Below are 16,163 nucleotides of genomic sequence, written 5' to 3'. Positions count from 1 at the left end.
AATTACAAAATAAATATGATATATTGAAGTTAATATGTAGAATTTACAAATAATGTGGGAAATCTTATAAAAATTATAAGTGGGTATTGGAAAAATGAAGTATATAAAAAGTATAATTAATGGCATGAAAATAAGGACTAAATTAGTAGTTTCTTATTTATCTATAGTAATAATTACTGTACTTATAGTTGGTATATATCTAACGTCAAGAATGAATAGTATAGTAGTGCAAAATGCAATCAAGGAAGGTAGATATAATAATAACTCGGTTAAATCTAGGATGGAAGAAGTATTAAAATTAGCAATAAATACTTCTGACATGATTTATCAAGATGATAATTTACATTCAATGTTAAAAAAAACATATGATAATTATGGGGAGGTTGTCTCAGCATACAATGATTACACTATATTAGGTGATTATTTAAAGTATTATAGTGAATTTACTGGAGTAGAAATGTATGTAGATAATGATAGCTTATTAAATTCAACAGGAATATTTAAAGTTACGGATGAAGTCAGAAATAGTGATTGGTATAAAAAAGCAATAGAAGATAAGGGGATAATAACTTGGTTATATAAAAGAGATGAGACAACTGGAAATTATAATTTATCCCTTGTTAGATCAATTAATTCAACAGCTAGAGGGCATATTGGAGTATTAGTGATAAGAATAAATCAAAGTTATTTAGCTAATATTGTAAATGATGAGAGATATAAGACAAGCATATTAGTAGACGGAAGGGTTATATATTCTAATGAGCTTAAAATTGGAGAAATGGCAGATTTAGATGAAAGTGAAGCAGAGGCAAGTTATTATTATGAGATAAAGGAAGAATTTAATGAGGATGGAGATCATTTAATTTTAAATACCTTTAAATTAGATAAATCATTTAATAATACATTTCAAGTTTTAGTAAATGTACCTGTAGATATGATTACATTAGAATCAAATAAAATTGTTAATAAAAGTGTACTTATAATTGGGTTTTCAATTATATTTTCATTAATTGTAATATTATATTTTTCTAAAAATTTTTCAAATAGAATAAATATACTTAGAAATGAAATGCATAAAGTAGTTAAGGGTAATTTTAATATTAAAAAGAATATAGATGGAAATGATGAGATATCAGAAGTTTATGATGACTTATATATAATGATGGAAAGTATAAATAAACTAATTAATGAGGTATATGTAAAAGAGTTAAAAGAAGAAAAGTTAATAGTTAAGCAAAAAGAGGCAGAGTTTAAAATGTTGGCAAGTCAAATTAATCCACATTTTTTATATAATACTTTAGAAACAATTAGGATGAGAGCATTCTGTAATGGAGATAGAGAACTTGCCGGAATTGTTAAAAAGTTAGGGAGAATAATGAGGAGAAATTTAGAGGTTAGTAATGAAAATGTTTCTTTTGAATCAGAATTGGAATTAGTAAAAAATTATTTGGAGATACAACAGTTAAGATTTAAAGGGAAGGTTGATTATGAATTTAATATTGATGTAGATGAAAAAAAATATAATATATTACCTTTATTATTACAACCAATCGTTGAAAATGCTTTTGTTCATGGTTTAGAAGGAACTAAAGAAAAGGGTAAAATAACAGTAAGTGCGTTTGAGGATTTAGGGTACCTTATTGTTGAAATATCAGATAATGGTTGTGGAATATCAAAAGAACGATTAGAGTTTATTAATGAAAATTTAGAGAATAAAACTGTAAAAGAAAATGGACATCAAAGTATTGGAATGGGAAATATAAATGAAAGAATAAAAATATATTATGGTGATAAATATGGTATGTATGTGTTTAGTGAGTTAGGTATTGGAACAAAAGTAGTTTTAATATTACCAGCTATTGAGGGGGAGAAAAGTTTATGCTAAAAGTTTTAATTGCAGATGATGAACCATATGTAAGAGAAGGAATAAAAAATATAGTACCATGGGAGGAAATTGGATTTAAGGTTTCTGGAGAAGGTACTGATGGAGATGATACATATAATAAAATATGTGAATTAAATCCAGATTTGGTACTTATAGATATAAAGATGCCAGGAAAAATTGGGCTAGATGTAATTAAGGAAAGTGTTGAGAATGGGTTTAAAGGGAAATTTGTTATTATTAGTGGATATTCAGATTTTCAATATGCTAAAGTAGCTATAAAATATGGTGTTAAATCTTATTTATTAAAGCCGATTGATGAAGATGAATTATATGATATAGCAATTGAGTTAAAAAATGAAATTGAAGAAGAAAAAAATGAATTAAGAAATATAGCGGTTCAGAAAAGTTATGCTAAGGAATACTCATTGGTTCAGCTTATGTTAGGAAAACCAGTTGATGACTATGAAGAAATAGTTAATTATTTTAATTACTCTAATTATTCAGTAGCTTTAATTTTAAATTATGATTACAAAACTAAAAATGAAAATTTAATAGAATTAGAGAATTGTGTTAAAAAGAAGATAAATAATATTGAGGGCATTGAGGTATGTAAGGTTAAAAATAAAGTTGCAATATTATTTTGTGATATTAATAGCAATCACTCAATGAATATATTAAATAATATAAATAAAGAAGTTAATAAGTATTTAAAGGGGAGAATGTTTTTAACAGTTGGTAAGAGTGTTAAAAATGTTGATGAAATAATTTTATCTTATAATAGTGCTAACGATTTAATGAAAGCACGATTTTTATTTTTAGATGAAGAAATTCTTACTACCCAAAAAGTCAGTGAGGTTATGAAAAGGGGATTTTTACTTGAGGAGATGGATATAATAAATAGAATTTGTACTTATGTTGAAATAGGAGAATGTAGTAAAATTAGAGAATTATTAAGCAATTTTAAAAAATTAATTCAATCTAAGCTTTATACTGAAGAGCAAATAAAAGTTTTAATAACAAAAAATTGTTTGGATTTTTATGAAAAGATTAAAATTGATTATCAAATAGAAAAAAGTTTAACTTTAGATAGTGAAGTGATAATAAAGGAAATTTATAATACTGAAAGTTTAAGTGAAATAATATTATTATTAGAAAAGAGATTACTTCGTCTTTCACAAATTATTTCAGTTAACACCTCTGATAAATCTATAAAAAGAGTAGTTAAGTATATTGAGAAAAATTATTATACTGATTTAAAATTAGAACTTTTAGCAGAGGTATTTAATTATAATAGTGCATATTTAGGAAAGGTTTTTAAAAGTCACACAGGTATGAGTTTTAATACTTATTTAGATACAATAAGAATAGAAAATGCTAAAAATCTTCTTATGGAGGATAAGCTTAAAGTATATCAAGTTTGTGAAAAGGTAGGCTATAAAAATATTGATTACTTCCATAGTAAATTTAAGAAATATGTTGGGGTTAGTCCTTTAAATTATAAAAAACAAGTTGAATGTGGGAAAATAAGTTAATAGATTAAAACACAAGCTCTAAGTACAAATAACTTAGAGCTTGTGTTTTTTATTGTACTTCTTTTTTAGCAAATCTATTGCTAGTAATAAAGTAAGATGCTAATAATACTGTTATAGCAATAAGTACACCTAAAATTGATAAAGCTGAAGTGCTTAAATTTATATTGATTTCTGGGATTATTTCAACTAATGCAGTAGAAAAACAAATTGGAAATACTGCAATAAATACAAGAACATATCTTCCTTTTTCAAAGCCTAATAAAAGAGTTGCTGGCATTAATACAGCTGTGAAGAATACTCCAATTATAGCTGTAACCAAAGAAACTCCATAAAGAGGTATAGTATTTTCTAAATTAGTAAAACCAACTAATTTTATAATTACTGATAAGACAACTGATATAATTATTGCAATTAGAGTATTTATTAAGCAATATATATATCTTGAGAAAATATATTCTTTAGTAGTAACAGGAAGTGAATATATTAAATAATTCATTTTACTTCTCTCTTCATAAAAAATAACCGAATATGAAGCTAGCATTAAATACATTGCACCTGCAAAAGTAATCATAGTAGGTTGAATAAAACCAAATATGGCACCAAAAATTAGTATGAAAATTAAGTTTTTCTTTATTGCAAATAGTGAATTAAATTCTAATTTTAATAAATTAACTAAATTATTCATAAATTAATCCCTCCTAGTGTAATACAATAAAAGATCTTCAAGCGTACATTTTTCATAAATTGCTTCGTCTCCAAAAAGTTCATAAGCTTTTTTCTTATTAGCTATTAACCCTTCAAAGCCAAAGGCATATTCTTTTAGAGAAATGAATTCTTTCTTAAGTGTATCATCAATTAAATTCTTTTTACTTTTAACAAGTACATGATTATCTAATATATCATCTTTTTCACCTTGAAGAAGAATTTTACCATTGTATAGCATAACTATAAAATCAGCAGATTTATCTAAATCTGTAGTTATATGAGTTGAGTAAAAAACAGTCATATTATCCATTTCCATATGCTCTTGCATAAGCTCTAAAAATTCATTTCTTATTATTGGATCTAAGCTTGAAGTTGGTTCATCCATTATTAAAAGCTTTGGATGATGACATAAAGCTATTACAAGTTCAAATTGCTTTTTCTGGCCTTTAGATAAATCTTTGTAAAACTTATTTTCATTAATATTAAATTTAGTTAAATACTTTTGATATAAGGTTTCATCCCAATTATGATAAAATTTAGAGATTATTTTATGAAGATTAGAAAGCTTACTTTCTCCTAAAAAACCTGCGTCATCTCCAACATAAGCAATATTTTCTTTTACTTTAACATTTTTAATAATATTAGTATTAAAAATATTAATTTCTCCAGACTTAGGTTTTACCATTCCAAGTAAAGCTTTGATAGTAGTTGTTTTACCAGAGCCATTTGGGCCAATAAAGCCTGTAATATATCCTTCAGGAATATCAAGCTTGTCTATAGTTAAAGAAAAATTATTATAGTTTTTTTCTAAATTACGAATTTCAATTGCATTCATAGTTATACCTCCTCATATAAACTTTTAAATATCTCAATACATTCATCTAAAGTTAAACCAAGTGATTTAGCTGAAATAATAACTTCTTCAAGTCTACTTTCCATTTCAGCCATTGCAGCTTCTTTCAATCTTTCAGAATTAGCTCCAGAAACAAAAGTTCCTTTTCCAACAACTGTTTCAATAAAGCCTTCGTTTTCTAGTTCTTCATAAGCTCTTTTAGTAGTGATTATACTAACTTTAAGCTCTTTTGCTAGTGATCTTATTGAAGGAAGTGGATCTCCAGACTTTATGTTACCATTTAAAATTTGATTTTTAATTTGTGTTTCTATTTGTTCATAAAGTGCAACTGGTGAGGAATTACTAATTAATATATCCAAGTGTTCACCTCCGTATCTAAGTGTATATAATTTATATATACACATATTATCAATTTGGTGGTTAATAGTCAATAGAATTTGTAAAAAATACAAAAAAAGAAGCTGATATACAGCTTCAAATTTATTTAAGAATAATATTTTTACCAATTATAATACATTTAGAATTAACTCCATGACCAATTTCTTCTGTTTTGGCAATAGGTAAATTAGGATTATTTATTATTTTTACTGCTAATTCTTCAATAGTAGGAGATATATTATTTTCCTGCATTTTACTGAAAGTGCCTAGTATTAAGCCTTTAATTTTATTAAAAGCTCCCATTTGTTTAAGTTGATTTAAAAAGGTTGACATAAGTCCAGCCTCTCCACCCATGCTTTCTAGAAATAAAACCTTATCTGTAAGATCAGGCATATATTTAGTTCCAGCTAATTTTAATAGGCAACGAATATTTCCACCAACAACGATGCCTTCTATTTTTCTACCTTGAATAAATTTATAAGAAAAATTAAATAAATCATTTTTATCATTAAATAAACTGTTTATAAAATTAGCTTTTTGACTTTCGCTATCAGAATAAATAAGGTTTCTTATTTGATAAAGATAAACTTGATTATTTGTTTGGGAATAAATAGCATTTAGTACTGTAGTTAAATCACTATAACCAAAGAATGGTTTGGGGTTTTCAGCTATATATTTATAATCTAAATAATCTAAAACTTCGTTTGCTAAATCCCCACCGGAAATATCAAAAATAGCTTTTATTTTATTATTTTTATATAAATCCATAAAGATTTTACCCTTAGCTTCAGCAGAACCATTAAAAGGTGAGTTAATTTCATAAATGTATTTACTGCAAATAGGAGTTAAATTTAAACTTTTTAACTGCAATAATAAGTTTGCAATTTTAGCATTATTAGATAGTGGTTGACCATTAGAACAGGCTACAATACCTATATAATCATCTTTTTTTAAAAGACTCATGTAAGTACCTCCAATATATAATTTTATTTTTAATAAATATAGAATATATTATATACTTTTCAATACTTAATAGTCATCTTATTTATTAAGTTAAATATACTTTGAGGGAAGAAGTTTGAGGGAGAGTTTGTTGTTATTTAATGAATTTAAAATGTTTGAGTCTATATTTATATAAATGTTAATGTATTAAATTCACAATATTCTTATAGAAAATAACAATATAATTCAAAATGTGTAAAATATATACAAAAATATAATAAAATAGAATATAATTAAATTGGGTATAGAATATGGTATAAAGGGAGGTACTATTTATGAAAAGAAAGAAAATTGCTGTATTACTTATAGCTTCAGCTGTAGTTTTCAATACAGTTAATTCTATGTCTTATGTAAACGTATTAGCATATGAGCTAAACGAAGGTAGAAATTTAATAATGGAAGAGGAAATTCCTCAAAGTCAAATGACAGCAGTAGCTACATCAGCACAGTCAGGGGAAGATGGTAGTAAGGCTATAGACGGTAATCTTAATACAATGTGGCATACTCCATGGTCAATAACTGATAATTCAAGGCTTCCACAAAGTTTAACAATAGACTTAGGAGGCAGTAATAATGTAACGACTATAAAGGTTTCACCAAGAACATCTCAAACAAATGGAATAATAACTAAATATGAGATTTATGCTATCAATGGTGATACCGAGACTTTAGTATCAAGTGGAAATTGGAAGCTAGATAATTTAGCTAAATCTGTTAGTTTTAATGAGCCAATTAAGGCAGAAAAAATTAAGATAACAGCTTTAGAGGCAGGAGCAGGTTTTGCTTCAATAGCTGAAGTTAATGTATATAGAATTAAGGAAGGTGTTGAAAAAGTAGCTAGCTATCAAAATAAAAAAATAAGTGATAATAATGGAATAGATATATCTAGTGATATTGAAGGTCTTAAAAATTTAGAGAGTGGTACAATAATTTCTAGATTTGATACTAGCAAGGGTGATATTCAATCGTTAGTTAGTATTGGAAATAATACTGTTGCTAATGGACATTTTCATCTTTATGTAGCTGATAATACAGTTGGATTTGAAGTAAGAAATCAAAGTGGAAATATAGCTACGGGAAAGACATCTGCAGTTTTAAATAAAGGTATAAATACTGTAGCTTTAAAAGTTACAAGCGGAGATGGCTATAAAATTTTCATTAATGGCAAATTAGCTGGAGAAGTTAAAAGTACTAATGCAACATTAAGTGCAGGAGTAGTAGGCGCTAATAATGCCTTCATAGGTAAAACAGATAGATCATCAGGTAATGAATATCCTTTTAGTGGATATATTGATTTTGTAGATATTTATGGAGAAGCTCTTCCAGATAAGTATTTAACAGATATAACAGGGCAAACAGTATTACCGTCAGAAGAAGAAATATTACCAGAGGGTATGAAGACAGAGCCAATAGATTTATTTAAGCCAGGTGATTTAGGATCACAAAATTTTAGAATACCAGCATTATTTACAACCAAGGATGGAACTGTTATAGCATCTATTGATGTTAGAAATCAAGGAGGTGCAGATGCTCCATGGAATGATATAGATTCTGGTGTAAGGAGAAAAACAGTAGGAGGAGAGTGGGAAGATGCTCAAAAGGTAATAGATTATCCTAGTAGAGCATCAGTTATTGATACATCATTAACACAAGATGAAGAAACAGGAAGAATATTCTTATTAGTTACAACATTCCCTGAAAATTATGGATTCTGGCAAGCACAAGCAGGAAGTGGATATACAGATATTGATGGTGTTAAATACAGATCTTTATATGATGCTTCAGGAAATCTTTATACAATAAGAGAATCAGGAAATGTCTATGATAGTGAAGGAAACATAACAAATTACAATGTAAATGTTCACAGTATGGAATTGACTAAAGATAATGTTGCAGCAGGAAATGTTATGACTGCAAGTTGTGAATTAAAGGTTTATGGTACAAGCTATTTAAGTTTAATATATAGTGATGATGATGGTGAAACATGGAGTGAACCAATAGATATAAATTCAGATATTAAGGCTGATTGGATGAAATTTTTAGGAACAGGTCCAGGTGCAGGTATTCAAGTTAAAAATGGTAAGTATGCAGGAAGAATAGTATTCCCAGTATACTATACAAATGGAGCAGGAAAGCAATCAAGTGCGGTTATTTATAGCGATGATCATGGACAAACGTGGAATATGGGTGAATCACCTAATGATGGTAGAGATTTAGGAAATGGTTCTTTTGGTAATTCAGAAACTATGACAGATGGACTTGAATTAACAGAATGTCAAGTAGTTGAAATGCCTAATGGGCAATTAAAGTTGTTTATGAGAAACACTGGATCATATGTAAGAATTGCTACAAGCTTTGATGGCGGAGCAACTTGGGATTCAGAGGTTTATGAAGATAGAAACTTACCAGAGCCATATTGTCAATTAAGTGTTATGAAGTATAGTCAACAGATAGATGGACAAGACGCCATTGTATTTGCTAATCCTAAAGGATCAGGAAGAACAAATGGAACAGTGAGATTTGGCCTTATAAATCAAAATGGAACTCATTCTAATGGAGAACCAAGATATGAGTTTGAATGGAGATACAATAAATTAGTTAAGGCTGGAACTTATGCATATTCATGCTTAACAGAATTACCAAATGGGGATATTGGATTATTTTATGAAGGTACAGATAATCAAGAAATGTCTTATATGGAAATGTCACCAGAATATATTAAATTTGATTATGAATCATCATTAGAAGGTCTTGTTAATCCAGGTGAAATAGAATCAATAGAATTGTTAGATGGCAAGAATAGTTATATGCCTGGAGACAAAATAAATGTTAAGTTATCTTTTAATCAAGCTGTAAGTTTAATTGGTAATAAGAATTTAACATTAAAAATAGGAGAAAGCAAAGTAACTTTAAGTCCAATAACAGAAAGCAATGCAAGAGAATTTACTTTTGAAGGTGTATTGCCAACAACATTAAGTGAAGGAACATTTGGTTTAATATTAGAAGCGAGCAATAATACTGAAATATTAAATACAGTTGGTAAAAATACTACTTTAAGTAGTGATTTAGATTTATCTGATAAAGGTGGTCAAATAATAATTAATAAAAATGAAGAAGAAAGGCCAGATGAAAATATTAAACCTCTAGAAAGGTATTCTAATGTTAGAATATCAAATAATAATGCAGTAGATATATCATCAGATTTAGATAGTTTTAAGAGTTTAACTGAAGGAACTATTATAGCTAGATTTGATAATACAAATAAAAGTGGAATTCAATCAATAATTGGTATAGGAAATGAGAGTTCGGCAAATTCACATTTTCACTTATATACTAATGGAGATAGAGTTGGATTTGAACTTAGAAATGGAAGTAATATAGCAACACCAGCTGCCAATGTTACTTTAAATAATGGTATAAATACTATTGCTTTTAAAGTTACAAATGGAGAAGGGTATAAGGTTTTTGTAAATGGAACTATGATAATTGATTTAAAAGATAGTAATGCTAGGTTCCTAGATGCGATAGATAATATAAATAAAGCTTATATAGGTAAGACTCCAAGACCATCAGGAAGTAATACTTATAATTTTAGTGGTGATGTAGATTATGTTGAAATTTATGGAACTAATTTAGAAGATAAAGTTCTTTTAAGTAAGACAGCAGAAACTATTTTAGTATCTGATTTAGCAACAGCAATAGGCTCTATTGAGATTTTAGATGAAAAAGAAGAGTATGCTGCAGGTGATACAATAAAATTTAAGGCTATATTTAATCAATCTATAAGCTTAGTTGGAGATAAAAATTTAGTTTTAAAAATTGGAGAAGTTGAGTTGCCAGCTACTTTAACTAATGGAGAAAATGCTAAGGAGTTCATAGTTGAAGCTATAGTACCAACAGGAATTAAAGGTGGAATTTATAACCTAGGTATTAAAGCTAATGAAAATACAGCGATATTAAATACAGCGGGTAATAATATAACATTATCTCAAAATTTGGAATTAGATAAGAGTATTACAATAAAAGAAGATGTAAATAAATCTGAGTTAGAAAAGATTATAGAAAATGCTAAGAATATAATCGAAAATGAATCAGATAAGTATACTGAAGCATCAATAAATTCATTAAAAGAAGCTGTAATATTAGCAGAAGAAACTTTTGCTAATGAAGTGGCAACACAAGAACAAGTAGATGTAGCTAAGATGGCAGTAGAAACTGCAATTGATAGATTAGAGGAAAAGGTTGAAAAGCCAGAAAACGTAAATAAAGTAGCTTTAAAAATAAGTATAGATTATGCAAATGAACTTAAAGAGGGTGGAGCACTTGAAGGAGTTGTACCAGCTGTAGTTGAGGAGTTTAACAAAGCCTTAGAGGAAGCTATAGCTATGTATAATAATGAATTAGCAACACAATCTGAAGTAGATACTATATTTAATAAATTAGTGGAAGCAGTTCATATGCTTGAATTTAAACAAGGAGATAAATCAGAATTAGAAAACTTAATTAATTCTGTTAATGCATTAAATAAAGATGATTATACTGAAGAAAGTTGGACAAAGTTAGAAGCTGTACTTCAAGATGCAAATAAAGTATTTGTAGATGAAAATGCAATGCAAGATGAAGTGAATGAAGTAGTAAATAAATTACAACAAGCTATTAAAGATTTAGAAGAAGCAAAGAAGGTAGATAAAACAATACTTCAAGGTTTAGTAGATAAAGTAAAAGAGACGGATTCTTCAAAATATATTCCATCAACATGGACTCAATTTGAAAATGCACTTAAAGCTGCAAATTCTATATTATCAAGTGAAAGTACTACACAAGAGGAAGTAGATTCTTCATATAGTGAATTATTAAGAGCTTACTTAGGATTAAGATTAACTCCAGACAAGTCTTTACTTGAAGATTTAATTAAAGAAGTTGAAAGTATTGATTTGAGTAAGTATACAGTTAAAAGTGCAAATGGAGTGAGAATGGCTTTAAATGATGCTAATAAAGTATTAGCAAATAAAGAATCTAATGAAGAAGATGTAAATAAAGCTTTGATGAACTTAAAAAATGCTAAGAATTCTTTAGTTGCATCCTCAGACTCAAGCTCAGATTCAAATTCAAATTTAAGTTCAGGTTCAAATTCAAGTTCAGGTTCAAATTCCAATAATAATGGAAGTACAACTACTGGAAATTCAAATAGTGGAAATACAACTACAGGTAAGTTACCAAAAACAGGAACAGCAGGTGTTGCAGGAACATTAATTAGTGGGGTTGTTGCTTTAATTGGAGGATTAGGATTAAGTAGAAAAAAGAAATAGATATTTAAAATTAAATAAAAAGTTGACTTCTTTTTAAATAAGAGTCAGCTTTTTATATAAAAATTAATAAGTTTTTTATTTATAGTAAAATGGGGGAATAAATTTATGAAAAATGTAAGAAAATTGGTAGCAACTGCTGTTATTAGTAGTATAGTTTGTCAGATGATGCCTGTAAAGGTTATTGCTGAAACTATGAATCCTGTAATGCCACCTGAAGCATTTGGTGCTTTGCCAAATCAATCACAAATTAATTATCACGAGGAGGAGTTAGCAGCTTTTATTCACTTTGGTATGAATACATTTACAAATAGTGAGTGGGGAAATGGAAATGAAAATCCAAATAGTTTTAATCCAACAGATTTAGATGCTGATGAATGGGTAAGAACATTAAAAGAGGCCGGATTTAAGCGCCTTATTATGGTAGGAAAGCATCATGATGGCTTTGTAATATGGAAAAGTGAAGTAACTGAGCATGATGTAGAAAAGAGTACTGATTGGCAAGCAACTAAAGGTGGAGAAGGGGATGTTTTAGCGGAAGTTTCTGCAGCTTGTACAAAATATGATATGGATATGGGACTTTATCTTTCACCATGGGATGTAAATGCCCCTTCGTATGGATATGGCGGAGGAACAAATGCTGAAACTGATACTAATGGAGATTATAATGAATTTTATATGAGTCAGTTAAGAGAAGTACTAGGAAACCCTAAGTATGGTAACAATGGTAAGTTTGTTGAAGTATGGATGGATGGAGCAAAAGGTAGTGGAGCGGCAGCTCAAAATTATGAGTTTGATAAATGGTTTGATTTAATAGAAGAATTACAACCAGGAGCAGTAGTATTTAGTCCTTATGCAACAGATGTAAGATGGATTGGGAATGAATCAGGAAAAGCAGGAGACCCTGCTTGGTCGAAAGTTAATAAGAAACGTATACGAGACAGATATGATCAAGGCTTAGGTGATGATAATAAATATTTAAATAATGGGGATCCACAGGGTGATATATGGAGTGTTGGTGAGTGTGATGTATCTTTAACAAGTGGATGGTTTTGGCACCAAGGAAATGGACCAAAGACTATGGAACAATTAACAGAAATATACTTTAAGTCAGTTGGTAGAGGACAACCATTATTATTAAATGTAGCACCAGATAGAACGGGACATTTTACAACAGAAGATATTGCAAGAATTAAAGAGTTTTCAAGTGCAATTAATAATACTTTTGATGAAAATTTAGCTACTCCAGATACAACAACTGCTGAAGCATCTTCAGTTAGAGGAAATAGTTCGGACTTTAGTGCAAATAATGTATTAGATGACAATCATGATACTTATTGGACAATGAATGATGGAGAAACTACAGGAAGTTTAACAATTGAGTTAGGAGAGGAAAAGACATTTGATGTTGTATCAATTGAAGAATATATAAAGTTAGGACAAAGAGTATCAGCGTTTTCAGTTGAAGTGTTTACAAATGGAAGTTGGCGAAATTTTGGTAATGGGAAGACTATAGGAGCTAAGAGGTTAGTTAGAAACTCTCCAGTATCTGCATCTAAGATTAGAATTAATATAGAAGATTCTTTGGCGGTTCCATTAATAGAAAATGTTGAAGTTTATAAAGCTGATGATGCTTTTGAAGTAGAAGCAGTAGCACCATCAGGGACAGAATTTATAGATAATGTTGATTTTATTAATAAAGATAGCTGGAATCAAGAAGAGATTGGAATTGGAAACACAGGAATGTGGTCATCTAATACAGGTACTAATGCAAGTTTTACATTTACAGGAACTAAAGCTTGGATTGTAGGGACTAATGATCCAAGTCATGGAATAATGGAGGTTTGGATAGATAACGAAAAGGTTAGTGAAGTTGATACTTATAGCCCAACAAGAGCAGTATCTCAAATAATATATTCAACAGATGATTTATCTTATGGAGAGCATACAGTTAAACTTGTTGTAAAGGGAGAAAGAAATTCTGCATCAAGAGGAAATGCAATAGGTTTAGATTGTGCTTATTATTTAAATAATAATGGTGCGGGTATGTTTGAAATAGAAGAAGATAATTATACAGTTAATGAAGGTGATACTAAAGAGATAACTATAAAGAGAGTAGGTGGAACTAAAGGACCAGCAACAGTACATTTTTCTACATCTCCAGATAGTGCTGTTCATGGTAGACATTATAATGATGTAAATGAAATAATAGAATTTGCAGATGGACAAGAAGTAGCAACAGTTTCTGTTTCAACAGTAGATAATACTGAAAAGGCTGGTGATGTAAAGTTCTTCTGTAACATAGATACTCCAACTAGTGGTTCTATAATAGGATTTAATAAAAAATCTGAAGTAACTATTATAGATAATGATATAGATCAACCTTATACTGAAGAAAATCCATTTGTTCTTCCAATTACTTTAGGTGAAGGGAAGTTATTAGAAGCAGAATTATTCACGCTTGATCCTATAGAAGGAAATAAGCATGTTAGAATATCAGAGGATTCTAATGCTAGTAATGGTAAAAAGATTGGATGGTTCGAAGAAGGAAATAAGATAAAGGTTCCATTTAATGCTTCTGCTCCTGGGATATATACATTTAAAATGAAATATCAATCAGGACGTAGTGAAGGAAACTTAAATAAGATGAATTGGAGTGGAACTAACGTTACTGCTGGAAGTAAATCAGTTGAGGGAACAGGAGCACAAGAGCCAATTCCATTTATTGAAACTAGCTTTGATATAGAAATAACAAAAGCTGGTGCAGGGGAATTAATATTTACTGCTGATTCACAAGCATCACCTAATATAGACTTTTTTGAGGTTATGGCAAAAGAGTTAGGAGAAGCACCTCATGGACAAAATAATCCTATTATATTATCAAATGAAGAAATAAATATAGAAGCAGAAAACTTACAGTTAGATGGTGTTGGTGGAGAAATAGAAAGTAAAAATGGAGCTAGTGATGGTAAAGTTGTAGGATGGTTAGGTAATACAAGTAGAGGAAATGCATGGTTAAATATGTGGATAACTTCTGAAGAAGCAGCAACTTATGATATAGAAATAAGATATTTATCAGGAGCAAATGATATTTTACATTATACAAATAATGATGGTTCAATATTAGGACAAATAGAGTGTGAAAACACAAATCCTAATTTCGGGACAAAAACAATTAGAGTTGATTTGAATAAGGGATTAGATAAAATAAAATTCTTTAATGATGATGCATCAACAGTAAATATAGATAGTATAAAGATAACTAAGGTAGGTACAGATAAGTCAGAATTATCAAGAGTTATTGAAGAGGCTAAGAATATAATCGAAAATGAATCAGATAAGTATACTGAGGCATCAATAAATTCATTAAAAGAAGCTGTAACATTAGCAGAAGAAACTTTTGCTAATGAAGTGGCAACACAAGAACAAGTAGATGTAGCTAAGATGGCAGTAGAAACTGCAATTGATAGATTAGAGGAAAAGGTTGAAAAGCCAGAAAACGTAAATAAAGTAGCTTTAAAAATAAGTATAGATTATGCAAATGAACTTAAAGAGGGTGGAGCACTTGAAGGAGTTGTACCAGCTGTAGTTGAGGAGTTTAACAAAGCCTTAGAGGAAGCTATAGCTATGTATAATAATGAATTAGCAACACAATCTGAAGTAGATACTATATTTAATAAATTAGTGGAAGCAGTTCATATGCTTGAATTTAAACAAGGAGATAAATCAGAATTAGAAAACTTAATTAATTCTGTTAATGCATTAAATAAAGATGATTATACTGAAGAAAGTTGGACAAAGTTAGAAGCTGTACTTCAAGATGCAAATAAAGTATTTGTAGATGAAAATGCAATGCAAGATGAAGTGAATGAAGTAGTAAATAAATTACAACAAGCTATTAAAGATTTAGAAGAAGCAAAGAAGGTAGATAAAACAATACTTCAAGGTTTAGTAGATAAAGTAAAAGAGACGGATTCTTCAAAATATATTCCATCAACATGGACTCAATTTGAAAATGCACTTAAAGCTGCAAATTCTATATTATCAAGTGAAAGTACTACACAAGAGGAAGTAGATTCTTCATATAGTGAATTATTAAGAGCTTACTTAGGATTAAGATTAACTCCAGACAAGTCTTTACTTGAAGATTTAATTAAAGAAGTTGAAAGTATTGATTTGAGTAAGTATACAGTTAAAAGTGCAAATGGAGTGAGAATGGCTTTAAATGATGCTAATAAAGTATTAGCAAATAAAGAATCTAATGAAGAAGATGTAAATAAAGCTTTGATGAACTTAAAAAATGCTAAGAATTCTTTAGTTGCATCCTCAGACTCAAGCTCAGATTCAAATTCAAATTTAAGTTCAGGTTCAAATTCAAGTTCAGGTTCAAATTCCAATAATAATGGAAGTACAACTACTGGAAATTCAAATAGTGGAAATACAACTACAGGTAAGTTACCAAAAACAGGAACAGCAGGTGTTGCAGGAACATTAATTAGTGG

8 protein-coding genes are annotated in these 16,163 nt (G+C 28.9%); 4 read left to right on the top strand and 4 right to left on the bottom strand.

What is annotated here, in order from left to right; all coding sequences use genetic code 11:
- The first annotated feature begins 94 nt into the window (after positions 1–94).
- A complete protein-coding gene (locus tag I4V51_RS04505) occupies positions 95–1,885 on the top strand; it encodes a sensor histidine kinase (protein ID WP_195987120.1) in 1,791 nt (596 codons plus the stop codon).
- Positions 1,879–3,417 carry a response regulator gene (locus I4V51_RS04500; RefSeq protein ID WP_195987119.1) on the top strand — a complete coding sequence of 513 codons (1,539 nt, stop codon included), beginning with the start codon at positions 1,879–1,881 and terminating at the stop codon, positions 3,415–3,417. The genes I4V51_RS04505 and I4V51_RS04500 overlap by 7 nt, the downstream gene beginning before the upstream one ends.
- A gap of 49 nt (positions 3,418–3,466) precedes the next feature.
- On the opposite strand, the gene I4V51_RS04495 is transcribed toward I4V51_RS04500, so the two are convergent.
- The 4 genes from I4V51_RS04495 to I4V51_RS04480 form a co-directional block, all read right to left on the bottom strand.
- Positions 3,467–4,102: an ABC-2 transporter permease gene (locus tag I4V51_RS04495; RefSeq protein WP_195987118.1), complete on the bottom strand. Its 636-nt coding sequence runs from the start codon at positions 4,100–4,102 to the stop codon at positions 3,467–3,469.
- 3 nt (positions 4,103–4,105) lie between these two features.
- Positions 4,106–4,957, bottom strand: a complete 852-nt coding sequence (locus I4V51_RS04490) for an ABC transporter ATP-binding protein (protein WP_195987117.1) — start codon at positions 4,955–4,957, stop codon at positions 4,106–4,108.
- A 2-nt stretch (positions 4,958–4,959) separates the two neighbouring features.
- On the bottom strand, positions 4,960–5,334 hold the full coding sequence (locus tag I4V51_RS04485; RefSeq protein ID WP_195987116.1) for a GntR family transcriptional regulator: 375 nt from the start codon (positions 5,332–5,334) through the stop codon (positions 4,960–4,962).
- 121 nt (positions 5,335–5,455) lie between these two features.
- Positions 5,456–6,316, bottom strand: coding sequence for a S66 peptidase family protein (locus tag I4V51_RS04480; protein ID WP_195987115.1), 861 nt, complete (start codon positions 6,314–6,316; stop codon positions 5,456–5,458).
- A gap of 314 nt (positions 6,317–6,630) precedes the next feature.
- On the opposite strand from I4V51_RS04480, the gene I4V51_RS04475 reads away from it, so the two are divergent.
- Positions 6,631–11,664, top strand: coding sequence for a sialidase domain-containing protein (locus I4V51_RS04475; protein WP_195987114.1), 5,034 nt, complete (start codon positions 6,631–6,633; stop codon positions 11,662–11,664).
- Between the two features lie 105 nt (positions 11,665–11,769).
- A partial coding sequence (locus tag I4V51_RS04470; RefSeq protein ID WP_195987113.1) for an alpha-L-fucosidase occupies positions 11,770–16,163 on the top strand: 4,394 nt, incomplete at its 3' end.

Origin of the sequence: Clostridium sp. D53t1_180928_C8, from assembly GCF_015667795.1 — a bacterium.
In the GTDB taxonomy this organism is placed as follows: Bacteria; Bacillota; Clostridia; order Clostridiales; family Clostridiaceae; genus Clostridium.
This window is presented reverse-complemented; position numbering and strand designations above follow the sequence as displayed.

Bases quoted from the DNA above. Each gene is read 5' to 3' on its own strand.
- I4V51_RS04505 (WP_195987120.1), top strand. From the start codon at position 95: ATGAAGTATATAAAAAGTATAATTAATGGCATGAAAATAAGGACTAAA.
- I4V51_RS04500 (WP_195987119.1), top strand. From the start codon at position 1,879: ATGCTAAAAGTTTTAATTGCAGATGATGAACCATATGTAAGAGAAGGA.
- I4V51_RS04495 (WP_195987118.1), bottom strand. From the start codon at position 4,102: ATGAATAATTTAGTTAATTTATTAAAATTAGAATTTAATTCACTATTT.
- I4V51_RS04490 (WP_195987117.1), bottom strand. From the start codon at position 4,957: ATGAATGCAATTGAAATTCGTAATTTAGAAAAAAACTATAATAATTTT.
- I4V51_RS04480 (WP_195987115.1), bottom strand. From the start codon at position 6,316: ATGAGTCTTTTAAAAAAAGATGATTATATAGGTATTGTAGCCTGTTCT.
- I4V51_RS04475 (WP_195987114.1), top strand. From the start codon at position 6,631: ATGAAAAGAAAGAAAATTGCTGTATTACTTATAGCTTCAGCTGTAGTT.